Origin of the sequence: Streptomyces sp. GESEQ-35 (assembly GCF_017948485.1) — a bacterium.
In the GTDB taxonomy this organism is placed as follows: Bacteria; Actinomycetota; Actinomycetes; order Streptomycetales; family Streptomycetaceae; genus Streptomyces.
Genome location: NZ_JAFFSX010000001.1, coordinates 774,470 through 796,531, shown reverse-complemented (window position 1 = coordinate 796,531; position 22,062 = coordinate 774,470). Strand labels below are relative to the sequence as shown.

The window sequence follows — 22,062 nt, the reverse complement described above, 5'->3', positions numbered from 1 at the left end:
ATGTTCCAATGGGGGTGTGTGAACTCTTGGTGTCCCACCCTTTGGATACATTCGTGTATCGGATACATTCACGTATCGAACGAGGGGCAGGACATGGTGGCGGAGGCGACGACCGGGCGCGTGACCAGGCGCCGTGTCCGCACACGCGCCAACCTGCTCGACGCCGCGTTCGCGGTGTTCGCGGCCAAGGGCTTCGGCCGGGTCTCGATCGAGGAGGTCTGCGAGGCGGCCGGGTACAGCCGGGGCGCCTTCTACTCGAACTTCGCCAGCCTCAACGAGCTGTTCTTCGCCCTGTACCGGCAGCGTGCCGATCTGATCGCCGAGCAGGTGGCCGGGGCGCTCGCCCTGGACGGCCCCGACCTCGACGTGCCCGCCGCCGTCGACCGCGTCACCGAGGTGCTGCTGCTCGACCGGGACTGGCTGCTGGTGAAGACGGACTTCCTGGTGCACGCCGCCCGTGACCCGGAGGTGGCGCGGACCCTGCTGGAGCACCGGGCGCGGCTGCGGGGCGCGATCGCGGAGCGGCTCTCCCGCGCCCGGTGGCACACCGAACTGCCCGCCGTACTGGGCGACATCGACGCCGCCGCCCACGCGGTGGTCGCCGCGTACGACGGAGTCACCACCCAACTGCTGCTGGACAGGGACGCCGAGCACGCTCGCGCCTGGCTCAAGCAGCTGCTGACCGCGCTGCTCACCGACGGCAGCGACACAACCGTATGAGGAAAGGGACGGTCGCCATGGATGCCGACGTCATCGTGGTCGGAGCGGGCCTCGCCGGCCTGGTCGCGGCGCACGAACTCACCAGCCGGGGCCGCAGGGTCGCCCTGGTCGACCAGGAGAACGCCGCCAACCTCGGCGGCCAGGCGTTCTGGTCCTTCGGCGGGCTGTTCCTGGTCGACTCGCCGGAGCAGCGGCGCCTGGGCATCAAGGACTCCGTCGACCTCGCGTGGAACGACTGGCAGGGCAGCGCGCAGTTCGACCGCGTCGAGGACGAGGACTCCTGGGCGGTGCGCTGGGCGCGGGCCTATGTCGAGTTCGCGGCGGGGGAGAAGCGCTCGTGGCTCGCCGGGCACGGCATCTCGTTCCTGCCGACCGTCGGCTGGGCGGAGCGCGGCGACCTGCGGGCCGACGGCCACGGCAACTCCGTCCCCCGCTTCCACATCGCCTGGGGCACCGGCACGGGTGTCGTGGAGCCGTTCGTCGGCCACGCCGAGCAGGCGGCGCGCGACGGGCTGCTCACCTTCCACCACCGGCACCAGGTGGACGAACTGGTCGTCGAGGAAGGCTCGGTGCGCGGAGTGCGCGGCACGGTTCTCGCCGAGGACCGCTCGGCCCGCGGTGTCACCTCCAACCGCGACCGGATCGGCGACTTCGAACTCACCGCCCAGGCCGTGATCGTCACCACCGGCGGCATCGGCGCCAACCACGACATCGTCCGCCGCTACTGGCCCGAGCGCCTGGGCACCGCGCCCGCCGAGATGGTCACGGGCGTTCCGGCGTACGTCGACGGCCGCATGCTCGACATCAGCGACCGGGCCGGTGTTCGGCTGGTCAACCGCGACCGCATGTGGCACTACACCGAGGGCCTGCAGAACTGGGACCCGATCTGGCCCGGCCACGGCATCCGCATCCTGCCCGGACCGTCCTCGATGTGGTTCGACGCGCTCGGCCGCCGGCTGCCCGACCCGTGCCTGCCCGGATACGACACGCTCGGCACCCTGAAGCATCTGCGCACCACCGACGACATCGCCGGGTACGACCACTCCTGGTTCATCCTCACCCAGAAGATCATCGAGAAGGAGTTCGCGCTGTCGGGCTCCGAGCAGAACCCCGACATCACCTCCAAGGACCGCAAGGCGTTCCTGCGCGAGCGGGTGCTGGGCAAGGGCGCGCCGGGACCGGTCGACGCGTTCCTGCGCAAGGGGGCGGACTTCGTCACGGCCGCCACGCTCGACCAACTCGTCGAGAAGATGAACCAGTTGACCGAGAAGCCGCTCCTCGATGCCGCAGAGGTACGGCGCCAGATCGAGGCCCGCGACCTTCAGATCGCCAACCCCTACGCGAAGGACTCCCAGGTCCAGGGCATCCGCAACGCCCGCCGCTACATCGGTGACCGCCTCGGCCGGGTCGCGACCCCGCACCGCATCCTCGATCCGGCCGCCGGACCTCTGATCGGCGTCAAGCTGCACGTCCTGACCCGCAAGACCCTCGGTGGCATCCAGACCGACCTCGACTCCCGTGCCCTGGGCGCCGACGGGGAGCCGATCGGCGGTCTGTACGCGGCGGGCGAGGTCGCCGGCTTCGGTGGCGGCGGCGTCCACGGCTACAACGCCCTGGAGGGCACCTTCCTCGGCGGCTGTCTCTTCTCGGGGCGCGCGGCGGGGCGGGCGGCGGCGAAGCAGACGAGCTGATCCCGTGGAAACGAGCCCGCCTTCTCAGTCCTGGAGAAGGCGGGCCAGCACGGCGGCGTGACTCTGCTCCGGATCCTTGGACGCGGTCAGCAGCGTCACGGGGCCCTTGCGGGCCGACTCCCTGATGGTCGCGAGCAGTTCGGCGACCTCGGGTACGGCGAGCTCCGCCTCGTAGCGACCGCCGAACTCCTCGTACGACCCCTCGCCCGAGTGGTACCAGCGGCGCAGCTCGGTCGACGGGGTGAGCGCCTTCGGCCACTCGTCCACCCGCGCCGCGTCCTTCGACAGACCGCGCGGCCACAGCCGGTCGACCAGGATGCGCACGCCGTCCTCGGGCTCGGGCGGGTCGTAGACGCGACGGACGCGAACGCTCACGGCGGTGCCTTTCGACAGGGAGATTCGGCGTCGGGGAGAACCAGGACAACCTGTTCCATTCCTGACTCTATGCGCCGGGCCGGCCGAACACCGCCTGGAAACTGACCAGTTCCTTACAAGTGTCGGTCAAGGTCGAAGCATGATCACACGCAAGCCCGGTGTGGCCCTGCTCGCCGCATCCCTGCTCCTGACCGGATGCGGCGGCGGTGCCACGGCTGCATCCGACCACGAGGCCTCGACCGCCACGGCCCCCGCGCCGAACACCCCCGCCCCCGAGATCTCCATCGAGGCGGCTCCGCAGCAGCTGCCCGGACTCGGGCCGAAGACCCGGGCGCAGGTGCCGTCCGACGCCCGGCAGGCCGTCGTGGTGACCGGTCAGGGCAAGAACTCCTCGCGCTCCACCGTCGTCCTGTACGAACGCACCTCCGCAGGCTGGCAGGCGGGCGCGAGCTGGCCCGCGCACAACGCCTTCAAGGGCTGGACCGACCACCATGAGCTCGGCGACCTGCGTTCACCGATCGGTGTCTACGCCCTCACGGACGCCGGCGGTCTGCTCGACGACCCCGGAACCAAGCTGACGTACGACCGCTCCAACGGCTTCACCTCAACCGGCACCGGCTTCGAGGGCGAGCCGCTGGCCGGCTCCTTCGACTACGTCGTCGCCATCAACTACAACCGGCAGCCCGGCATGTCGCCCCTGGACTGGACCCGCCCCCTCGGCGGGAACCGCGGCGGCGGGATATGGTTCCACGTCGACCACGGCGGCCCCACACACGGGTGTGTGAGTATCGCGAAGGGGCACATGAAGGAGCTGCTCCGCACGCTGGACCCGGCGCTCCATCCCGTCGTCGTCATGGGCGACGCCACGTCCCTGGCCCGCTGAACCGCTTAGGATCCGCCGCGTGTGCGCACATGTACTGGTCGCCGAGGACGACGCGATGCAGGCCGAACTCATACGCCGCTCCCTGATCGCGGAGGGTCACACCGTCACCGTCGTCCACGACGGACGGGCCGCCCTCGACGCGGCCCGGCGGCTCGCCCCCGACCTCGTCGTCCTGGACCTGATGCTCCCCGTGATCGACGGCTTCGGGGTGTGCCGGGTGCTGCGCGCGGACGACGAGATCCCGGTCCTGATGCTCACCGCGCGCTCGGCCGAGGACGACGTCCTGCTCGGCCTGGAGCTGGGCGCGGACGACTACATGGTCAAGCCGTACAGCCCGCGCGAGCTGATGGCCCGAATCCGGACCGTCCTGCGGCGCAGCGGACGGGCCGACGCCGACCGGCGCGAGGATCCCGTCGTACGCGCCGCCGGCCTCGCGGTCGATCCCGTACGGCACGAAGTGCGCTGTGACGGGTCGCCGGTGGAGTGCACGCCCGCCGAGTTCGAGATCCTGCTGGCCATGACCGGGGAGCCGGAACGGGTCTTCTCCCGGCGGCAGTTGCTGGAAGTCACCCGGGGCACCGACCGGGCGTCCACGGAACGGGCCGTCGACGTCCACATCATGAACCTGCGCCGGAAGATCGAGGCCGATCCGCGCCGCCCCGTCCGGCTGCTGACCGTGTTCGGCGTCGGCTACAAGCTCAGCGGCGGTCACGGATGAGCGGACGCATCCCGCTGCACAAGCGCCTCCTGGTGAGACTGCTGATCGCCTCCGGCCTCATCGCCGTGTGCTCGGTCGCGGCGACCGCGTGGCTGGCCGTGGCGACCACCACCCGCGCCCTCAGGGAGGAACAGGGCCAGGCCCTTGCCACGGACATGGAGGTACTCGCCGAACTCAGCGGCTACGCGGCCACCCACCCCGACTGGAAGGGAGTCACGGCGACCGTGCGGGAGCTGTCCGCGAAGACGGGACGCCGGATCGCCCTGACCACGCCCGGCCGTGCGACCATCGCCGACTCCGCGCCGACCGGCACCTCCCTGCCGCCGAGCGCCGCCGCCACCGTCGACCCGCTGCGCGTCGACACCTCCAGCGAGCGCGGCGCCCAGCTGAGCGGCATCGACCCGCGGGCGGTGGGCCCGTACCGGCTCACGAAGGAGGAACGCACCAAGCTCGACCTCCTGGCCCGGAAACGACGAAGCTGCTTCGACCTCAACGGCGTGGAGACCACCCTCGCGCGCACGCCGAGCGGCCGCCCGGTGGTGGCCGACGCGGAGGGCACCGATCAGCCCTCGTACGTGCCGGAGCAGTGCGCCGACGGACTGCTCAACACGCCGACCCCCACGGAGGAGAAGGCGCTGAGCGCGCTTCAGAGGCTCTCACGCGGCTGTCTGACCCGGGCGGGCCTGGACCCCGGAATGCCCGTGTCCCTCGGGACCGGCCTTCGTGGCCCGGCCTACCTGAGCCCGTCCATGGATCCCCACTTCGCCAAGGACGGCGCCGTGGAGACGCAGGAGGCGGAGTCCTGCCTCGACGACGCCCACCGCACCCAGCTCGACCCCTATGTCGCACCGGTCGCCGAACTGTTCCTGGGCGGCGGAGACACCCCTGCCGTGCGGTTCGACATGTCACCGGCCAACAAGGCGAAGATCGTGGGCACCGCGGGGCTCGTGCTCGCCGTCACCGTGGCCGTCACCGCCGTGATCGCCACCCGGCTCGTACGGCCGCTGCGCGCACTGACCGCTGCGGCCCAGCAGCCGCCGGAGCGCCATGTCCGCGTCCCCGTCACCACCCGGGACGAGACCGGCATCCTGGCCGCGGCCTTCAACGACCTGACCGAACGCCGCGAACGCCTGGAGGCCCAGCGCAAGGCGATGGTCAGCGACATCGCCCATGAACTGCGCAGTCCGCTCACCAACATCCGCGGCTGGCTGGAGGTCACCCGGGACGGCGTCGTCGATCCCGACCCCGCCCTGCTCGCCGCGCTGCACGAGGAGGCCCTCGTCCTCCAGCGCGTCATCGACGACCTCCAGGACCTCGCGGCCGCCGACGCGGGCACCCTGCGCCTGCACCGCGAGCCCGTGCGCTGCGACGAACTCCTCCAGCAGGTCTCCGCCGCCCACCGCGTCGCGGCCGACGCGGCCGGCGTCGACCTGCGCACCGTCGTGGAGGGCACCCCATGGCTGAACGCCGACCCGGTCCGCATGCGGCAGGCACTCGGCAACCTGGTGTCCAACGCGGTGCGCCACACCCCCGCGGACGGCACCGTCACGCTCGCCGCACGCGACGACGGCGACGATGTCGTCCTGGAGGTCTCGGACACCGGCACGGGCATCGCGCCCGAGGACCTGCCGCATGTCTTCGACAGGTTCTGGCGCGCGGAGAAGTCCCGGAGCCGTCGCACGGGCGGCAGTGGGCTGGGTCTGCCCATAGTCCGTCATCTGGTCGCGGCCCACGGCGGAAGGGCTGAGGCGGTGAGCGAGCCCGGCAAGGGCAGCGTCTTCAGCCTGCGGCTGCCGGGCGGTCCGACGTAGGCCGGGACGTCCTCACTGCTCGCGCATCCTCCAGGGGGAGCCGTACGCCGTCAGCAGGTCGAGGAACGGCCGGGCCGGGAAGGCCTCCGGGCCGAGGACGCCCGAGCCCGACCAGCCGCCGGTGGCGAGGAGTTCGAGGGCGACGACCGGGTTGACGGCCGTCTGCCACACGACGGCCTGACAGCCGTACTCCGCCATGGACCACTGGTTGTCGACCACGTGGTACAGGTACACCTCGCGTGGCGCGCCGTCCTTGGTGCCCCGCACCAAGGTGCCCGCGCACGTCTTGCCGTGCATCCGCTCGCCCAGCGTGGCCGGGTCGGGCAGACACGCGGCGACCACGTCCCGGGGCGACACCGCGACCGGTCCTGCGGTGCTCGGCACGGTCACCGGGTCGGTGCGGTCCAGGCCCAGCAGGTGCAGTGTCCTGAGGGTCTGGATGAACTCCTCGCCCAGGCCGTACTTGAAGGTCACCCGGCGTGCGTCGATCCAGCGCGGCACGAGCAGCACCTCCTCGTGCTCCACGTTCACGCACTCGACCGGGCCGATGCCCTCGGGGAAGTCGAACACCTCGGGCTCGCTGAACGGCGCCGTGGTGAACCAGCCGCGGTCGGCCTCGTACACCACCGGAGGGTTCAGGCACTCCTCGATCGTGGTCCAGATACTGAAGGACGGGGCGAAGTCGTAGCCGTCGACGGTCAGGTTCGCGCCGTCACGGATGCCGATCTCCTCGATCTCGTCGAAGAGTTCATCGGCGGCGTGCCGGGCGAACACATCGGACAGTCCCGGCTCCACCCCCATGCCGACGAGCGCCAGCACACCCGCCTTCTCCCAGTCGGCGGCCTGCGCGAACTGGGCGTCGCCGAGCTTGACCCCGCACTCGTCGTGCGGGCGGTCGGGGTGGGGATGCGACAACGACATCGCCATGTCGACATATGTGGCTCCGGCCGCGTGTGCCGCCCGGAACAGCGGCATCACGAAGCGCGGGTCGGTGGCGTTCAGGAGCACGTCGCACGCGTGCCGCTCCAGCAGTGCCGCCACCGCCGCCTCGTCGCCCGCGTCCACGCGCTCGGCACGGAACCTCCGGTCGCCGACCGCCGTGACGGCCGCGTCCGCTCTTGCCGGGTCGAAGTCGGCGACCACCATCGCCTCGAAGAAGGACCGCCGGGCCGCGATCCGGGTGACGGCGGTGCCCACACCGCCGGCGCCCACGAGCAGTACACGCATGACAGAACTCCCTGTCGGTCGAACGGTGCGGACGAGGCCCCACAGGGATACAACGCCGCCCGCTCGCTTAAGGTCAATGGCGTTGGCATAAGGAGGCTGCCGTGCCCAAACCCGTGGTGCCCGAGGAGAAGCGGCGCCGGCGTCGCCCCACCAAGAGCGGCACGGTGCTGTCCGAGCAGCTGATCGTCGAGACCGCCCTGCGCATGCTGCGCGAGCACGGCAGCGCCGGACTCACCGCCCGTCGCCTCGGCCTCGCCCTCGATGCCGACCCGAGCACGCTGTACCGCTACTTCCGTGGCATGGACGACCTGACCCTCGCCATCGGCGACGCGCTCATCGGCCAGGCACTGCGGGGCTGGCGGCCCACGGGGGAGTGGCGGGCGGACCTGCGCGCCTTCGGGCTGCGCGTCCACGCCGCGTACGTCGCCCATCCGCAGGCGGCACTGCTCACGGCGAGCCGGGTCACCGGGCGGTCCAACGAACTGGCCGCCGACGAGGCCGTCCTGGACGTGCTGCGCACGGCCGGGTTCCCGGTGCCGGACACGGTACGGATCTACCAGGCCTTCATCGACCAGAGCCTGGCTTTCGCCGCACTCGACGCCGCCTCACTGACCCTGCCGAGCGCCTCGCTCCACGACGACGAGGACATGTGGCGCTCGACCTACGCCCGTCTGCCCCGCACCACCCACCCCCGCATCGCCGAGGCGGCACCCCTCCTGGCGACCCGCATGGTCACCAGCGCCTACCCGACGGCCCTGGAGATGCTCCTGGACAGCGCCACCGCAAGACTCGAGGAGCTGCGGGACCAGGCGCCACGATGATCGCCCTCGGCGCGACGCTCATCGCCGGAACCTGAGATCGCGGACCCCGAAGGCTCAGGTGGTGCTGCCATAGTGAACCCTCGATCCGATAGATGTAGCGAGCACCCAGGAACCCCGTGGACACGAGCGAGAGCAACACCCACCCCGATTCAGAGGCCGCCGACCAGGCCGGGCCACCCCGCCGCGGCTGGCGCCGCTGGGCGATGGACACCCGTCCGCTGCGCCGCCCGGCCTACCGCCGCCTGTGGAGCTCGACCATCGTCACCGCGGTCGGCAGCCAGCTCACCGCCGTCGCCGTGCCCAAGCAGATCTACGACATCACCGGCTCCTCCGCCTGGGTCGGCTACGCCAGCCTGGCGGGTCTGCTGCCCATGGTCGTGTTCGCCCTGTGGGGCGGCGCCGTCGCCGACACCGTGGACCGCCGCAAGCTGCTGCTGATCACCAACATCGGCATAGCCGTGACCTCGCTGCTGTTCTGGATCCAGGCCGCCGCCGGCCTCGACTCCGTGGCCGTGCTGATGATCCTGCTCGCCGTCCAACAGGCCTTCTTCGGCCTCAACGCCCCGGCCCGCAACGCCTCCATAGCCCGCCTGGTCCCCGAGCACGAACTGCCCGCCGCGAACGCCCTCGGCTCCACCGTCATGCAGACCGGCCTGGTCGCGGGCCCCCTCCTCGCCGGCGCCCTCATCCCCGTCATCGGCCTGCCCGAGCTGTATCTGATCGACGCCCTCGCCCTGTGCGTCGTGGTCTGGGCCGTCGTACGACTCCCCTCTCTGCCGCCACTGGACGGCCGGTCGGCCCGTCGTGCCGGGCTGCGCGAGATCGGGGCCGGGTTCCGCTACATCTCCCTGCACAAGGTGCTGCTGCTGTCCTTCCTCGCCGACGTCGTCGCCATGGTCCTCGGCATGCCCCGCGCCCTGTTCCCACAGCTCGCCGCCGAGACCTACGCCTCGTACGGCGAAGGGCTCGCCCTCGGCCTGCTGTTCGCGGCGATCCCCATCGGGGCGGTGGCGGGCGGGCTGTTCTCCGGTACGTTCTCCCGGATCCGCCGGCACGGCTGGATGGTCATCGGCGCGGTCGTCGCCTGGGGCGTGGCCATCACCGGCTTCGGGCTGAGCGACAGCCTGTGGCTCGCGGTGGCGTTCCTGGCCGTGGCCGGGATCGCCGACATGGTCTCGATGGTCTTCCGCGGGGCGATCCTGCTGTCCGCCGCCACGGACGAGATGCGCGGCCGTATGCAGGGCGTGTTCACGGTCGTCGTCGCGGGCGGCCCGCGCCTCGCCGACCTCCTGCACGGCACCGCCGGCTCCGCCTTCGGTCCGCGTACGGCGGTGGCGGGCGGCGGCATCCTGGTCGTCACCGTCATGCTGGGCCTGGCCGCCGCGATGCCCGCACTGCGCCGCTACAGCGTCTGACGCCCTACAGCGAACCCCGCCGGTGCATCGAGTACTGCTCCATCAGCTTGCCCCGGGTCATCTCCAGCCGGTGCGCGAGGATCTCCGCCACGACTCGCACCAGGGACAGTCCGAGGGGCGGATCCTCCTCGCACAGCCGGAGCACGGCGGCCGCGTCGAACTCGTAGGCGCGTACGGGGCTGAAGGCCTCCGCCCCGAAGTCCCACTCGTGCGGCGGGAACAGCCAGGACCAGCCGAGCAGATCGCCCGCGCCGAGGCTCGCCACGGTGACCCGTTGCAGGGAGTTCACCCGCTGGGTGAGCGAGACCGCGCCCGAGCGGATGACCCAGAAGCGGTCGGCCCGGTCGCCCGCCTCGAAGATCCGGGAGTCCTCCGGGAAGGAGACCTCCCGCGCCAGTTCCATCAGGTGCTGCCGCTGGGGCGGAGGAAGGGCGGTCAGCAGTTTTATCGCTTTGGTCATGACGCGGGGCTCCTCGCCGGCGATCGGATCCGGTGCTTTCCCTACGCCCATTTCAGCCGCTGCGGACGCGCGGAGCACCTCGGCGGACGGCAGTTGCGGACGGCAACCCCGGGTTCGCCCGGCGGGCATGAAAAAGCCCTGGCTGGACGGGGGAGACCAGCCAGGGCCGTTAGCGGTGGCGGACGGAGGACGGATACGGTCGACCCCGTCACCACGTATGAATGAACGGTAAACCATTCAGGGGCCTCTTGTGTACACGAAAGCCGGTCACGTGTCCTGTTTCACTCCGTGCCCGGTTTCAGGGCCTCACCGCTCCTCACTGTGCCGGCCCGGGGTGACGATCTCGTCCAGCACCCCGAGCACGGCCTCGTACGCCAGCGTCCGCACGGCCGCGTCCCTGGCCTTGTCCGGATCGGTGGGTGTGAGCGCATCGCTGCGCGACCGCCACATCCGCTTCTCCTGTTCCGCGTAGGCCCTGGCCCGCTGGATGCGCCGCAGCAGTTCGTCCGAGTCCACGACATCCGTCATGGTTTCCGGGTACCCCGATGTCGCGCGGGGATGGCCCGCACTCCTGTTTGCGGCAAGAGGTTTGGCGCGATGCGCAGGGGTGAGCCGCATAGGAGAGACCTTTTGTACAGCCGGGCCCGGCTTCTTTCCGCACGAACAGGAGCCACAGGGATGTACGAGGACCGCAGGACCGACCCCGGCCTCGGCGCGTCGGCGGTGAGCCGTCCCGGGCGGCCCTGCGCACCCGCAGAGGCGCGCAGGGCCGTGGAGCGTGCAGTGACCGAACGCTGTCGCGCCACCGGAACCCCGTGCGGCGCCAACGCCCTGGGTGACGCGCTGCTGGTCGCCACGGAGCTGACCACCAACGCGATCCTGCACGGCGGCGGCATCACGGACTTCCGCGTCGACATCGAAGGGCCCGCGGTACGGGTCTCGGTCTGCGACCGCAGCGATGCCCTCCCGGTGTCCGCCCCGCCGGTCGACGGACAGGGCCGGCAGCGGGTCGGCGGGCGCGGCTGGCCGATCGTCTGCCTGCTGGCCCGCGACATACGGGTCGCGGACCTGCCGTCGGGCGGCAAGTGCATCACCGCCGTGGTGCCGCTGTCCTGAACCCCGGGGTCACCGTTTCGGCGCCGCGACCGGCACGTTCAACGGCCGCGCCAGACCGACCACGCCCTCGTCCAGGCGCTGTAGATGCCGCAGCACCCGGTCGGTGACCCGGCCGAACCGGGGGGTGCCGGGGATGTCGGGCTCCAGCAGGGCGGCGATGCTCGCCCCCGCCTCGACCTCGGCGGTGCTGTGCTCGTCCGCGACATGCGCGGCGATGGCTTCGATATTGTGCGCGATCCGCCGTCCGGCCCGGCGCAGCCGGGGGTCCGCCGCGATCGACGGGTGGGTGGGCAGGAGTTCGGCGGTCGCGGCCAGCGCACGCGCGTGGTACGCGCAGGTCTCCAGGAGCGCGACCACATAGCGGGCGGTGTCGCGCCGCGTCCGCATGGGCGTGATCGGGTGGGTGAGCGGCTGCGTGGCCGCGCTCAGCTCGGCCAGCGCCTCGTCCAGGTCGCGCGCCTTGTCCAGCAGGTCGACCTCGGGCCCGCCGCTGAGTTGGTCGATGGCGGCCTCGGCGACGTCGCCGAGCCGTTCCAGCACCGTTCCCAGGAGGTCGTTCGTACGGCGGTCCGTGTGGACCGGCAGCACCAGAGCCGCCGCGGCGATCCCGCAGGCCGCGCCTAGCGCCGTCTCCTCGATGCGCACCAGCAGTACCGAGAGGCTGTAGGTGTGCAGCAGGGTGTAGAGCAGGCCCAGTGCCGCGGTGACGAAGAAGGACATCAGCGTGTAGGACAGCGGTGCCGAGTAGAACATCGCGAACACGAACACCAGCACCAGCCCGAACGCCGGCCAGGTGTGCCCGCCGACCAGGCCCGCGAGCACGATCCCGGCCACCACACCGAGCACGGTCCCGACGAGCCGGCGATAGCCCTTGACCAGGATCTCGCCTGTCGATGCCGTGTTTATGAAGACGAGCCAGCACGTCAGGACCGCCCAGTACCAGCGCTGGCTGGAGAGCAGCTCACCACCGGCGATGGCGAGCGCGGAACCCACGGCCACCTGCACGGCGGCCCGCGTGGTGGCGCGGCGCAGACCGGTTTCCGCCTGCTCGCTCTCCGCGGCGCCGGTGATTGCCGCGTCCTCGGCGTCGAGTTCCTCGCGTGAACGGGCCGCTTCCGGGCTGTCGTCCGAGTCGTCCTGCGGACCGTCGAGGGCGATCCGCAGCCCGAGGACCGCGCGGGCCGTCTCGCCGATGCCCCGGAAGACGTCCTGGACGGCGGGCGGCGCCGGCGGCAGGTTCTCCTCGTCGCGGTAGCCGAGCAGCCGGTTGCGCACCTGGGACAGCCCGGCACCGGTGCTCTGGGAGACGGGCCGCAGGACGAGCAGCCGGAGCGCCTCCAGATCGCGGCGCAGGGTGGCAGTCGCCTCGTCCCGCACCGGAAGCGGGCTGCCCGATGGTGCGGGCGCGCCCGGCAGATGCAGGGTGAGCGTGTCCGCCCGCTCTGCGCTGCGCGCGGTCAGCAGCAACAGGCCGAGCCGTTCGGCGGCGATCTCGGCATCCGCGACCCGGCGTTGCACCAGCCGCGCCACGGCCTCGTCGGACGTTCCGTCATCCAGCCGGTCCTGGATCAGCATGGCCGTCTCGTGCAGACGCGCGGTGCCGTCGCGTACGTCCTCCAGCGCTTTGTCCACGTCGTCGGGACCTGCGTCCAGCAGGTCGAGCTGTGCGGACACGAGTTGTGCCATCCGGGCGCGGAACGCCTCCCGCAGCCGCTCCAGCGTTCCCGTCGCCGTCTGAGGCACGAGCACGAACCGCACCACTGCACTGCACAGGAAGGCGACGACGATCGCTCCGCACAGCTCGGGCAGGGCCGAGACGGTGGCACCGACAAACAGGGACAGGAAGTACACCTGGAAGCCGATCAGCCCGAGCGCCGTGCCCCGGTCGCCGAACCGGCGCACATACACACCGGCGAAGACGAGCACGACGAAGAAGACGTCACCGGCCACGACGCGGGAGTGCAGCAATGCCCCGAGGCTCACGGCGGCCAGCGCCACCGGCAGCCCCAGCGCGAGCGTGACGGCCTGCTGGGCGCGCTGTTTCTCCCGGATGGCGAAGGTGGCGACCATCGCCGCCATGGCCCCCGCCACCAGATGGGTCACGTCGGATCCCAGCAGGGCCAGCACGGCCAGCGCGAGGGCGATGGCGCCCACCGTCCGCAGCCCGGCGGTCAGCCGGAGCAGTCCGGGGTCGGACGCCGCCGCGAGGTCCCGCAGCCGCGCCCGGTCCCCTCGTCCCGCTGCTCTCACGCCGCCGTACTCACTCCCCGCCGCCCGCCAAGATCCGGACCTCAGCATCGCACGCCGGGCGCCTCCTCAGGAGTGCCGGTCGGTCGAGCGCGGCAGGGTCACTGTTCCTGCCTCTCCGTGCCCTCGACATGCGCCTGTACCTGTTCGTGCGTCAGATACGCGTTGGTGTACTCGAAGTCATGCAGCTTGGCGGGCTTGCGGGACTGGAAGCCGGTGCGTACGAAATCGTCGCCGGCGAGCGCGTTGAGCACCCAGTTCGTCATCACCCGCGTCTTGGCGACGTTGGTGCGCAGCGCCGACCAGTGGTAGCCGCGGGCCACCGCCTGGGCGGGCACGCCCCGCAGTTCGATGCCGAGCGGCTTGGACACGGCGTCCTTGCCGCCGAGGTCGACGACCAGGCCGAGGTCCTTGTGGACATACGGCGACATCGGCTGGTTGCGCAGAGTCGAAATGACGTTGTCGGCGACGTGCTTGCCCTGGCGCATGGCGTGCTGCGCGGTCGGCGGGCAGACCGCACCCTCCTCGTCCTTGGCCTTGTCGGGCACCGCGGCCGCGTCGCCGAGCGCGAAGACGCCGTCGTGGCCGGGCAGGTTCATCTCGGCGGTGACCGCGAGCCGCCCCCGGACCGTCTCCGCGCCGAGTGTGGCGATGAGCGGGCTGGCGACCACACCGGCGGTCCAGATCAGGGTGCGGGTGGGCACCACGCGCCCGTCGGTGAACGTGACCTCCTCGGGCCCCGCCTTGTCGATGGACACGCCCAGGGAGATCTCGATACCGCGCCGGCCCAGGATCTCCTGGGCGCTGCGGCCGAGTTTGTCGCCGAGCTCGGGCATCAGCTTCGGGGCGATGTCGATCAGATGCCACTTGATCAGGGCGGGGTCGATGCGCGGGTAGCGCTTGACGGCGGCGTGCGTGAGGCGCTGGAGGCACGCCGCGGTCTCGGTACCCGCGTATCCGCCGCCGACGACCACGAACTGGAGCCGCGAGGCGCGTTCGGCCGGGTCCTGGCTGGCGTCGGCGACATCGAGCTGGGAGATGACGTGGTCCCGGATGTAGGCGGCCTCGGCAAGGGTCTTCATGCCGAACGCGTGGTCCGTGAGCCCGGGGATGTCGAAGGTACGGGTGACGCTGCCGGGCGCCAGCACGATGTAGTCGTACGGCTCGTCGACGATCTGGCCGTTGATGGTGCGGATGACGCAGACCTTCGCCTTGAGGTCCACGCCTATCGCGCCGCCCGGGATGATCCGGGTGCGGTACTTCTTGCTGCGGCGCAGCGAGACGGCGATCGACTGCGGCGTCAGCACGCCGGAGGCGACCTGGGGCAGCAGCGGCAGATAGAGCTGGTAGGCGAACGGCGTCACCAGGGTGACGTCGGCCTCGTCCGGGGCGAGTTTGCGTTCAAGGCGGCGTAGGCACCCCACTCCGGCGAAGCCTGCGCCAACCACCAGGATCCTGGGTCGTGTCACGGTGTTCATCCCTTCTGCGGCTCCAGGCGGTCGCACTGGACGCTGTTCGCATGCCCCTGGATCGCTGCTTCGCACCTCTGATCCCACCGTGCCTCCAGCCGTTCCGCCAGCTGGGCGCGGCAGGCAGACGAACGCGTCGATGACCACCATGCCCCGCCCGGAGCTCCGGCGCACCGGACCGGTGTGAATGAGGTGTGTGCGCGATGCCTTGACGGGTGATTGGTCTGGGCCTACCGTCCGAAACGTTCGTTCAGGACAGGGATCGAAATTCATGGATGTGAACCTCTCGATCACCCCCCACCCCCAGGAGGCAGGATGTTCCCACGCCTGCGGACGGTCACCGTGGCCGGCGCGGTCTGCGCCGCGTCACTGCTGGCCGTCCCACACGCCGCCGCCGAAGTGGAGCCCGGCGGCTGGACGTCCGTATCACCCACCTACACCGTGCAGGAACGCGGCTGCGGACAGGTCGACGGTCTGACCTTCCGGCTCACCTGCTCGACGGCGAGCGGCGACCAACGGGCTGAACGGCGTTACGCCACCTACACCGGCGGCACCCGGCAGTTCGAGGGCTACTTCCGCATCACCGGCCTCAGCGGCACCCGGATCAGCCTCAAACAGACCTTCAACGAGTCGGCTGCGGGTCCGTACTTCATGCTCGCCGTCGAGCGCGGCGGCCGGCTGTACGCGGTGCACGGCGGCGCCACGCTGTCGAACGCCGGGACCGTCGGCGCGACCGTACGCGTCAACACCGTCCATGTGGTCGGCGACGAGCACCGCACCTACATCAACGGCTCGCTCCAGCACACCTACGACAGCCCCGGCGGCAGCTTCTACGACAAGTTCGGCGCCTACCGCACCAACAGCGGCAACGGGACCGCCACCGTGGAGTGGAGCGGCATCCGTTTCTGGCGCAAGTAGAGCAAGTAGCCGTATGCCCAGGAAGTCACGTATCGCGGTGCCGGCAGTGCTGTTCCTGGCGCTGTCGGCCTGCACGACCCACGCGGCGGAACCCGACCGGCCGCTGAAGGCCGCCCTCACCACACCCACCGACATCGACCTCGTCTGGCACGACGACCGGCCCGGAGTCGCGGGCCACGTCCTGGAGTTCGCCACCGAGGCGGACGGCCCGTTCACGGTGCTGAAGTACCTGCCCCGGCAGGTGACGACCTACAGGCACCCCGACCTCATCCCGCACACGACGTTCCACTACCGGCTGCGGTCCTATCGCGGTCCCACATCCGAACCGGCCCGCGTCGACCGCACGGATACCATCCGCTTCACCTGGAACGACGAGTCGGCCGACGAGGACGGCTTCCTCCTGGAGATCCGCAGGAAGGGCAGCGCCCGCTACGAACCGCTCGCGGTCCTCGATCCGGACGTCACCTCCACCGAACTGGCCACGCTGCCCGGCGAGAAGGACGCCTCGTACCGGGTGCGGGCCTTCGTCCTGGGGGCGCAGTCGAACGTGGTCCGGCTGACGACCGGGGAGTAGGCGGTCACCGGAAAACGTTGTCGGACTCCTCCCAACCCGTCAGCTCATCCGGCGCTCCCTGCCGCCAACTGCGCGAGCGTGCCTGGTACATGGCGTCGATCTCGAACGCGTAGTGCTCGACGATCGCGTCCCGGCGCAGCTTCATCGACGGCGTCAGCAGCCCGTTGGACAGGGCGAACGGCTCCGGCAGCACACGGAACACGCGGATGGACTCCGAACGCGACACGCTGCTGTTGGCCGCCGCCACGGCACGAGCGATCTCCTCGCGCAGCGCGTTCTCCTCCCGGGCGTCCCGGCTCGGCGTGTCGCTCGGGAGGGCGAGGACCCCGCGCCAGTGCGCCAGGAACTCCGGGTCCAGGGTGATCAGGGCGCCGACGCAGGGCCGGTTGTCACCGACGACGACGGCCTGATGGACCAGGGGATGCATGCGCAGCCGCTGCTCCAGGGGCGCGGGGGCGACGCTCTTGCCGCCGCTGGTGATGATGATTTCCTTCTTGCGGCCGGTGATCGTCAGATAGCCGTCGGGATCGAGCCGTCCGATGTCGCCGGTGGCCAGCCAGCCGCCGTACAGAGCAGCCCGCGTGGCGGCCTCGTCGTTGACGTAGCCGTGGAAGACAGAGGGACCGTGCACCAGGATCTCCCCGTCGTCGGCCACCCGGATGTCCGTGCCCGGCAGAGCCTTCCCCACGGTTCCGGACCTCTCCCGGCCCAGCGGCTGCGCCGTGATGCCGCCGCTGGTCTCGGTGAGGCCGTACGCGTCGTGCACGTAGATGCCGATGCCCTCGTAGAAGAGGGAGAGTTCGCGGTTGAGGGGTGAGCCGCCGGATGCCGCCACGAGCATCCTGCCGCCGAGCGCGGCGCGCAGCTTGCGGTACACCGTCCGCTCGTACAGGGCGTGCTGAAGCCGCAGATCGAATCCGGGCCCAGGACCCTCGCCGAGCCGGTTCCGCTCCGCGGCCATGGCGAAGTCCCGCGCCGTGTCGGCGGCCCGCTCGAACAGCGCGCCGCGGCCGGCCTGTTGGGCCGTGCGCAGGAAGTTCTTGTACATCTTCTCGAAGATGGACGGGACGGCGCAGAAGTACGTGGGCCGGAAGGAGCGCAGGGCCGCCGACAGTGCCGCCTCGCTGAGGTCCGGTTCGTGGCCCATCATCATGCCGCCGCGGATGCACACCCCCTGAACCACCAGGCCGTACACATGGGAGAAGGGGAGGAAGGCGAGCACCGATGCCTGCCCTCCCGGGGGTACCACCGTGTGGCCCCAGCCCGCGAGCAGGGTGTCGCAGGGACTCGCCAGTCCGCGATGGCTCAGCGCGCAGCCGAGGGGCCGGCCCGTCGTGCCGGAGGTGTAGGTGATGGCCGCGGTGGAGTCCGGCATCACGATGCGGCGCAGCGAGTCGACCGTGGTGAGCGGGATGAGCGCACCCCGCTCGGTGAGCTGTTCCAGCGCCCCCGCGTCCAACTGCCAGACATGGCGCAGCAGCGGCAGCCCCGAGCACACGGAGCCGACCGTCATGATGGCCTGCTCGTCCTCCACGACCATGGCCACGCAGGCGGCGTCCCGCAGGATCCACTCGATCTGGTCGCGGGACGCCGTCGGATAGATCGGCACGACTTCGGCGCCCACCGCCCACAGGGCGTAACTGAGCACCGTCCACTCGTACCGGGTGCGCGCCATGATCGCCACGCGGTTGCCCGGCAGGATCCCGGACGCGATGAGCCCCTTGGCCAAGTCGACCACTTCGTCGCGGAGTTCCACGGCGGTCACCTCCTCCCAGTCCGGGGAGGAGGGGTCGGGGCGGCGCGCGACCATCGGCAAGGTGGGTTGGTGGGCCGCCGTTTCGAAGATGCTGTCGGCGAGTCCGCCGTTCATGGACGAGGTGGTCGGGGGAGCGAGGGCGAAGTCGCGCATGCGCTGCTCCTGCTGCTGTTTACCGGGTGTGACTTCGCCGACGAGCACGGTTATCGGCGGGCTCGAATCTAGCCCAGGTGACAGCTCGTGGTGCAAGGAACGGAGAAGTCACCTCCCCAGGAGCTTCACACGATGTACGGCGTCCACCACACCGTGGCGAGCGGCGGCAGCGTGATCCGGATGCTCTGGCCCTCCGTTTTGACCGGGTCCGGGTTGGTGACGTCGCTGCCCCCGTAGTCCGAGGAGTCCGTGTTGAGCGTCTCCTGCCAGGCGGGGACGGAGTCCGGGACGCCGAGGCGGTAGTCGTGGCGGACGACGGGGGAGAAGTTGGAGACCGAGAGCAGGGGGGCGCCCTCCGCGTCGTACCTGAGGAAGGCGAAGACGTTGTCCTCGGTGGCGTCTCCGACGACCCACTGGAAGCCGGCCGGTTCGGTGTCCCGCTGCCACAGGGCCGGAGTCGCCCGGTAGATCGTGTTGAGGTCGCGGACGAGATCCCGTACTCCGCGGTGGTCTGCCTCGGCGCCGTACGCGGGGTCCAGCAGCCACCAGTCGGGCCCGTGTGCCTCGGACCATTCGGCGCCCTGGGCGAACTCCTGGCCCATGAAGAGGAGTTGTTTGCCGGGGTGGGCCCACATGAAGCCGAGGTAGGCGCGGTGGTTGGCGCGCTGCTGCCACCAGTCGCCGGGCATCTTCGAGACGAGGGCCTGCTTGCCGTGCACGACCTCGTCGTGGGAGATCGGCAGGACGTAGTTCTCGCTGTACGCGTAGACCATCGAGAAGGTCATCTCGTTGTGGTGGTGCTTGCGGTGGACGGGCTCGTGCTGGATGTAGCCCAGCGAGTCGTGCATCCAGCCCATGTTCCACTTCAGCCCGAAGCCCAGACCACCGCTGTCGGTGGGCCGCGTCACCCCGTCCCAAGCCGTGGACTCCTCGGCGATCATCACGACTCCCGGCGCCCGCCGGTACACGGTCGCGTTCATCTCCCGCAGGAACGCAACCGCGTTGAGGTCCTCGCGCCCTCCGTACACATTCGGAGTCCACTGACCGGAGTCGCGCGAGTAGTCGAGGTAGAGCATCGAGGCGACGGCGTCCACCCGCAGCCCGTCGATGTGGAACTCCTCGCACCAGTACACGGCGTTGGCGACGAGGAAGTTGCGTACCTCGGTGCGCCCGTAGTCGAACTCGTACGTCCCCCAGTCCGGATGCTCGGCCCGCCGCTCGTCTCCCGGCTCGTACAGCGGATCCCCGTCGAAGCGGGCCAACGCCCAGTCGTCCTTGGGGAAATGGGCGGGCACCCAGTCCATGATCACGCCGATCCCGGCCCGGTGCAGGGCGTCCACCAGATACTTGAAGTCGTCGGGCGTGCCGAGACGGGCGGTCGGTGCGTAGTACGAGGTCACCTGGTAGCCCCAGGAGCCCCCGAAGGGGTGTTCCGCGACCGGCATCAGCTCGACGTGGGTGAAGCCGAGATCCGCGACGTAGGCCGGTAGCTGCTCGGCCAGTTGACGGTACGTCAGTCCCGGTCGCCAGGACGGCAGATGGACCTCGTACACGGAGAACGGCGCCACATGCACGGGCACGTCACCGCGCCGCCTCAGCCACTCCGCATCGCCCCACTCGTAGGCGGACGCCGTCACCACGGACGCCGTGTCCGGCGGCACCTCGGTTCGGCGGGCCATCGGGTCGGCCTTGAGGAAGCGGCCGCCGTACCGGGAGGTGATCTCGAACTTGTAGCGTGCGCCCTCGCCGATGCCGGGGAGGAACAGCTCCCATACGCCGGACGACCCGAGGGACCGCATCGGGAACGCCGTCCCGTCCCAGCAGGTGAAGTCCCCGGCGACGCGGACACCTTGGGCGTTCGGCGCCCAGACGGTGAAGCGGGTGCCGGTGACGCTCTGGTGTGTCATGGGCTCGGCGCCGAGCGCCTGCCAGAGCTGCTCGTGCCGGCCCTCGCGGATCAGGTGCAGATCGAGATCATCGAGGGCGGGCAGGAAGCGGTACGGGTCGTGTACTTCGTTCTCCCCGTCCTCGTACGTGACCAGCAGCGTGTACGACGGGATCTCGTCCAGCGGCAGTACGGCGGAGAAGAGGCCGTCCCCGTCCGAGGTGAGCCTGTTGCGCTGTCCGTCGGCCACGACGCTCACCGCGCGGGCGAACGGACGCAGCGCCCGGAAGGCGATCCCGCCCGGCACCGGATGGGCGCCGAGGAGGGCGTGCGGGTCGTGGTGTGCGCCGGACAGAAGGCGCTCACGGTCGGCGGGGTCCAGAGGCGCGGCCGTGGGCGGCAGCGGGCCGGACGGCTCGGGGAGGGAGGTGTCACGCAGGGCCACGGTTTCAGCTTCCTCTCACGGCGAGACGCTCGATCGCCGCCATCGGCACCGAGAGCCAGTCCGGGCGGTTTCTGGCTTCGTACAGCACTTCGTACACGGCACGGTCGGTCTCATAGGCACGCAGCAGCCCGTGCTTCTTGCGTGGATCCCAGCCCGCACGGGTGGCGTAGCCCGCACAGTAGGCCTCCCGGCAGCGGCGCGCCCACTCGGGGCGCCACGGTCGGCGCTGCCGGGCCGCGTAGTCGAAGGAGCGCAGCATGCCCGCGATGTCCCGCACCGGCGACTGGGCACTGCACCGCTCGACGAGCGGGCGGGACGGCTCGCCCTCGAAGTCGATGACGAACCACTCGCGGCCCGCGCGCAGCACCTGTCCGAGGTGCAGGTCGCCGTGGATCCGCTGGGCGGGCGGCCCGGGATCACAGGTCGTGAGTGCGGAGAAGGCGGTCCGCAGTCCGGGGACGAACGGCGTCAGCGCCGGTACGCAGCGCGCGGCGGCGTCCAGCCGCGCGATCATCGCAGCCGCCGCGCGGCTGCTCTCCTCGTGCGCACCGGCCGGAAACGCCGAGGCCAGCGCGAGGTGCACCTCGGCCATGGCCTGCCCCAACTGGTGCGCCTGCGTGGTGAAGTCGGCACCGGAGGACAGCGCCTGAAGCGCCAGGGCCCAGCCGTCGGACGCATCGCGCAGATACGGCTGGAGCACGCCGAGCGTCGCCTCCTGCGGGTGCGTGGTCCGGAACCAGGCCACCGGGGCGGGCACCCGGCGGCAGCCCAGCCCGGCCAGCGCGCCGGGCACCTCGAGATCGGGGTTGACGCCCGGCTGGATGCGCCGGAAGACCTTCAGGATGAAGGCGTCGCCGTACACCAGCGAGGAGTTGGACTGCTCGGCGTCCAGCAGCCGGGGCGGCAGCCCGGCGGGGATCTCCGTGGACGGGGCGGCCTCGAAGCGGAGAGGGCCCACCGTGCCGGGATGCCGCAGCCGCTCCAGGAGCAGCTGTGCCGAGCGCGGGTCGTGCAGCGCGTCGTACACCGTCAGACCGGCCAGCGGCCCTTCCTCGGCCCGCCCGATCAGGGCCCGGCCGAGGCGGGGCGAGAGGTGCCGGCGTACACCGAGCAACAGCTGATAGCAGTCGCCGGCCGGGGAAGCACCCGTGCCGCCGGGGGCGGGTACGCCCGCGGGACCGGCGTGCACCAGCAGGTGCAGACAGCCCGGATACAGCTCCGTCATGGACAGCAGGGCGAGGTCGGTCACGGGCCGGTCCTTGCCCGCGAACCACCGCTGCCGCGGCAGCCATTCGCGCAGCAGCCCGGCGAGCGAGGCCATGGGCCCCGCGACAGCCGTACGACCGGGTTGCAGCGATGCGGTCTTCGGCATGGTGAC

Annotated in this window: 19 protein-coding genes; 10 read left to right on the top strand and 9 right to left on the bottom strand. The window is 70.9% G+C overall.

The features are described from left to right. The first annotated feature begins 93 nt into the window (after positions 1 to 93). Positions 94 to 720, top strand: a complete 627-nt coding sequence (locus KCH87_RS03535) for a TetR/AcrR family transcriptional regulator (protein WP_210583944.1) — start codon at positions 94 to 96, stop codon at positions 718 to 720. A gap of 17 nt (positions 721 to 737) precedes the next feature. Further along, entirely contained in the window at positions 738 to 2,411 is a 1,674-nt protein-coding gene (locus KCH87_RS03530; RefSeq protein ID WP_210583941.1) for an FAD-binding dehydrogenase, read from the top strand. 24 nt (positions 2,412 to 2,435) lie between these two features. Here the strand turns inward: KCH87_RS03530 and KCH87_RS03525 are convergent, their stop codons facing one another. Then, entirely contained in the window at positions 2,436 to 2,786 is a 351-nt protein-coding gene (locus KCH87_RS03525; RefSeq protein WP_210583939.1) for a DUF488 domain-containing protein, read from the bottom strand. Between the two features lie 139 nt (positions 2,787 to 2,925). On the opposite strand from KCH87_RS03525, the gene KCH87_RS03520 reads away from it, so the two are divergent. Genes KCH87_RS03520 through KCH87_RS03510 form a run of 3 tightly spaced genes read left to right on the top strand, consistent with a single transcriptional unit; the run spans position 2,926 to position 6,198 of the window. Next, complete coding sequence (locus KCH87_RS03520; protein WP_210583937.1) at positions 2,926 to 3,669, top strand: L,D-transpeptidase family protein; 744 nt, start codon at positions 2,926 to 2,928, stop codon at positions 3,667 to 3,669. 19 nt (positions 3,670 to 3,688) lie between these two features. Further along, complete coding sequence (locus KCH87_RS03515) at positions 3,689 to 4,387, top strand: response regulator transcription factor (RefSeq protein ID WP_210583935.1); 699 nt, start codon at positions 3,689 to 3,691, stop codon at positions 4,385 to 4,387. After that, entirely contained in the window at positions 4,384 to 6,198 is a 1,815-nt protein-coding gene (locus KCH87_RS03510; RefSeq protein WP_210583934.1) for a cell wall metabolism sensor histidine kinase WalK, read from the top strand. The genes KCH87_RS03515 and KCH87_RS03510 overlap by 4 nt, the downstream gene beginning before the upstream one ends. A gap of 12 nt (positions 6,199 to 6,210) precedes the next feature. Here KCH87_RS03510 and KCH87_RS03505 read toward each other — a convergent pair whose 3' ends face one another. Continuing rightward, positions 6,211 to 7,425 (bottom strand): saccharopine dehydrogenase family protein, encoded by a 1,215-nt coding sequence (locus KCH87_RS03505; RefSeq protein WP_210583932.1) that lies wholly within the window; start codon positions 7,423 to 7,425, stop codon positions 6,211 to 6,213. Between the two features lie 101 nt (positions 7,426 to 7,526). Between KCH87_RS03505 and KCH87_RS03500 the strand changes: the two genes are divergently transcribed. Further along, complete coding sequence (locus KCH87_RS03500; RefSeq protein ID WP_210583930.1) at positions 7,527 to 8,246, top strand: TetR/AcrR family transcriptional regulator; 720 nt, start codon at positions 7,527 to 7,529, stop codon at positions 8,244 to 8,246. Between the two features lie 116 nt (positions 8,247 to 8,362). After that, the gene (locus tag KCH87_RS03495; RefSeq protein WP_210583928.1) at positions 8,363 to 9,661 is read left to right on the top strand and encodes an MFS transporter; all 1,299 of its coding nucleotides are present in this window, start codon (positions 8,363 to 8,365) and stop codon (positions 9,659 to 9,661) included. Positions 9,662 to 9,665: 4 nt separating this feature from the next. Here KCH87_RS03495 and KCH87_RS03490 read toward each other — a convergent pair whose 3' ends face one another. Beyond that, entirely contained in the window at positions 9,666 to 10,121 is a 456-nt protein-coding gene (locus tag KCH87_RS03490) for a cyclic nucleotide-binding domain-containing protein (protein ID WP_210583926.1), read from the bottom strand. A 306-nt stretch (positions 10,122 to 10,427) separates the two neighbouring features. Next, positions 10,428 to 10,649 (bottom strand): hypothetical protein, encoded by a 222-nt coding sequence (locus KCH87_RS03485; protein WP_210583925.1) that lies wholly within the window; start codon positions 10,647 to 10,649, stop codon positions 10,428 to 10,430. A 150-nt stretch (positions 10,650 to 10,799) separates the two neighbouring features. Here KCH87_RS03485 and KCH87_RS03480 point away from each other — a divergent pair, with 150 nt between their 5' ends. Further along, positions 10,800 to 11,237, top strand: a complete 438-nt coding sequence (locus KCH87_RS03480) for an ATP-binding protein (protein ID WP_210583923.1) — start codon at positions 10,800 to 10,802, stop codon at positions 11,235 to 11,237. Between the two features lie 9 nt (positions 11,238 to 11,246). On the opposite strand, the gene KCH87_RS03475 is transcribed toward KCH87_RS03480, so the two are convergent. Both KCH87_RS03475 and KCH87_RS03470 read right to left on the bottom strand, forming a co-directional pair. Beyond that, the gene (locus tag KCH87_RS03475; protein ID WP_308298737.1) at positions 11,247 to 13,487 is read right to left on the bottom strand and encodes an FUSC family protein; all 2,241 of its coding nucleotides are present in this window, start codon (positions 13,485 to 13,487) and stop codon (positions 11,247 to 11,249) included. A 98-nt stretch (positions 13,488 to 13,585) separates the two neighbouring features. Next, complete coding sequence (locus tag KCH87_RS03470) at positions 13,586 to 14,962, bottom strand: NAD(P)/FAD-dependent oxidoreductase (RefSeq protein ID WP_210583920.1); 1,377 nt, start codon at positions 14,960 to 14,962, stop codon at positions 13,586 to 13,588. A gap of 306 nt (positions 14,963 to 15,268) precedes the next feature. On the opposite strand from KCH87_RS03470, the gene KCH87_RS03465 reads away from it, so the two are divergent. Next, positions 15,269 to 15,871, top strand: a complete 603-nt coding sequence (locus KCH87_RS03465) for a hypothetical protein (RefSeq protein ID WP_210583918.1) — start codon at positions 15,269 to 15,271, stop codon at positions 15,869 to 15,871. Between the two features lie 13 nt (positions 15,872 to 15,884). Continuing rightward, positions 15,885 to 16,445, top strand: coding sequence for a fibronectin type III domain-containing protein (locus KCH87_RS03460; protein WP_247195566.1), 561 nt, complete (start codon positions 15,885 to 15,887; stop codon positions 16,443 to 16,445). A 4-nt stretch (positions 16,446 to 16,449) separates the two neighbouring features. On the opposite strand, the gene KCH87_RS03455 is transcribed toward KCH87_RS03460, so the two are convergent. The 3 genes from KCH87_RS03455 to KCH87_RS03445 all read right to left on the bottom strand — a co-directional run bounded on the left by KCH87_RS03455 (position 16,450) and on the right by KCH87_RS03445 (position 22,056). Beyond that, complete coding sequence (locus KCH87_RS03455; RefSeq protein WP_210583916.1) at positions 16,450 to 18,354, bottom strand: long-chain fatty acid--CoA ligase; 1,905 nt, start codon at positions 18,352 to 18,354, stop codon at positions 16,450 to 16,452. A 125-nt stretch (positions 18,355 to 18,479) separates the two neighbouring features. Further along, complete coding sequence (gene glgB / locus KCH87_RS03450; RefSeq protein WP_210583914.1) at positions 18,480 to 20,684, bottom strand: 1,4-alpha-glucan branching enzyme; 2,205 nt, start codon at positions 20,682 to 20,684, stop codon at positions 18,480 to 18,482. 4 nt (positions 20,685 to 20,688) lie between these two features. Further along, positions 20,689 to 22,056, bottom strand: coding sequence for a maltokinase (locus KCH87_RS03445; RefSeq protein WP_210583913.1), 1,368 nt, complete (start codon positions 22,054 to 22,056; stop codon positions 20,689 to 20,691). Positions 22,057 to 22,062 lie beyond the last annotated feature (6 nt).

Bases quoted from the DNA above. Each gene is read 5' to 3' on its own strand.
- KCH87_RS03535 (WP_210583944.1), top strand. From the start codon at position 94: ATGGTGGCGGAGGCGACGACCGGGCGCGTGACCAGGCGCCGTGTCCGC.
- KCH87_RS03530 (WP_210583941.1), top strand. From the start codon at position 738: ATGGATGCCGACGTCATCGTGGTCGGAGCGGGCCTCGCCGGCCTGGTC.
- KCH87_RS03520 (WP_210583937.1), top strand. From the start codon at position 2,926: ATGATCACACGCAAGCCCGGTGTGGCCCTGCTCGCCGCATCCCTGCTC.
- KCH87_RS03510 (WP_210583934.1), top strand. From the start codon at position 4,384: ATGAGCGGACGCATCCCGCTGCACAAGCGCCTCCTGGTGAGACTGCTG.
- KCH87_RS03505 (WP_210583932.1), bottom strand. From the start codon at position 7,425: ATGCGTGTACTGCTCGTGGGCGCCGGCGGTGTGGGCACCGCCGTCACC.
- KCH87_RS03490 (WP_210583926.1), bottom strand. From the start codon at position 10,121: ATGACCAAAGCGATAAAACTGCTGACCGCCCTTCCTCCGCCCCAGCGG.
- KCH87_RS03485 (WP_210583925.1), bottom strand. From the start codon at position 10,649: ATGACGGATGTCGTGGACTCGGACGAACTGCTGCGGCGCATCCAGCGG.
- KCH87_RS03480 (WP_210583923.1), top strand. From the start codon at position 10,800: ATGTACGAGGACCGCAGGACCGACCCCGGCCTCGGCGCGTCGGCGGTG.
- KCH87_RS03470 (WP_210583920.1), bottom strand. From the start codon at position 14,962: ATGAACACCGTGACACGACCCAGGATCCTGGTGGTTGGCGCAGGCTTC.
- KCH87_RS03465 (WP_210583918.1), top strand. From the start codon at position 15,269: ATGTTCCCACGCCTGCGGACGGTCACCGTGGCCGGCGCGGTCTGCGCC.
- KCH87_RS03460 (WP_247195566.1), top strand. From the start codon at position 15,885: ATGCCCAGGAAGTCACGTATCGCGGTGCCGGCAGTGCTGTTCCTGGCG.
- KCH87_RS03455 (WP_210583916.1), bottom strand. From the start codon at position 18,354: ATGCGCGACTTCGCCCTCGCTCCCCCGACCACCTCGTCCATGAACGGC.
- KCH87_RS03445 (WP_210583913.1), bottom strand. From the start codon at position 22,056: ATGCCGAAGACCGCATCGCTGCAACCCGGTCGTACGGCTGTCGCGGGG.